Source organism: Streptomyces bambusae (genome assembly GCF_019400985.1).
Taxonomy (GTDB): Bacteria; Actinomycetota; Actinomycetes; order Streptomycetales; family Streptomycetaceae; genus Streptomyces; species Streptomyces bambusae_A.
Window position 1 is genome coordinate 1 of record NZ_WTFF01000679.1, and the last position, 994, is coordinate 994.

Here is a 994-nt window from a genome sequence, read left to right on the forward strand (position 1 = left end):
GGTCGTACGGCACCCACCGGCGCCGGGGACGTCCCGGGCGGCCGGGCCGGCGCCGACACCGTGGCACCGGCAGCGCGCCCCGCAGAGGCCGGGGCCGCCGAGGGCACCGGAGCGGGCACCGGAGCGGGGGCCGGGTTGCGGGGGCGGTGGGCGGGGGTGTTGCGCACGTTGGCCGGGCGGGACATCGTGCCCGGGCTCATACGCGGACGAGCCGTCCGGCTGCTGATGGACGACGGGCGGCTGGCGGACGGGGAGACCGCCCGGCTGATGGGCCTGGCCCTCTCGCCGGCGGCCGCGCCCGCCGACGCGGCCGGGTGGATCGAGGGCTTCCTCGGCGGCGGCGCCGGCGGCGGCACCCTGCTGGTCCACGACGAGCGGCTGCTCGGCCTGATCGACGCCTGGCTGACCGGGGTACCGGCCCGCGCCTTCACCGACGTACTGCCGCTGCTGCGGCGCACGTTCGCGGCGTACGAGCCGGGGGTGCGGCGCACCGTGGGCGAGCTGGTCCGACGCGGCCCCGGCGGCTCGCATGCCGTCGCCGCAGGCACGGGCGCGGCGACGGACGGCTTCGCCCCGGACCTGGACCCGGCCCGCGCGGACGCAGTGGTCCCACTGGTCCACCTGCTCCTGACGGCCGGCGCAGCAGCCTGACACCACCGGCTCACCGGCTCACCGGCTCACCGGGTCACCGGCTCACCGGGTCACCGGGTCACCGGCTCACCGGCTCACCGGGTCACCGGGTCACCGGGTCACTGGGTCACCGGGTCACAAGGCTGGCCAGGTCCCGGTCGGTGGCGGCACGCGGGGCGGGGTGCGCCGGGTTCGCCCGTGCACGCGGTGCGGCCACGGGCCACATGCGGCATCGCGCCGCCCGGGAGCACCGGGTACGTCCGCGGCAGGCCGCGGGCCCCGGCCGCACCCGGCACACCGCGGCTCGCCGATGGGCCTGGGGCGAGGCCTACGGGCTGCGCACGGGGTGCACGCACACCACGCT

At 79.2% G+C, this 994-nt stretch carries 1 protein-coding gene; it reads left to right on the plus strand.

Features of this window, described 5'->3' with window-relative positions:
* A partial coding sequence (locus GPJ59_RS36505) for a DUF5682 family protein (protein WP_258025454.1) occupies positions 1–651 on the plus strand: 651 nt, incomplete at its 5' end.
* Between the last annotated feature and the right edge of the window lie 343 nt (positions 652–994).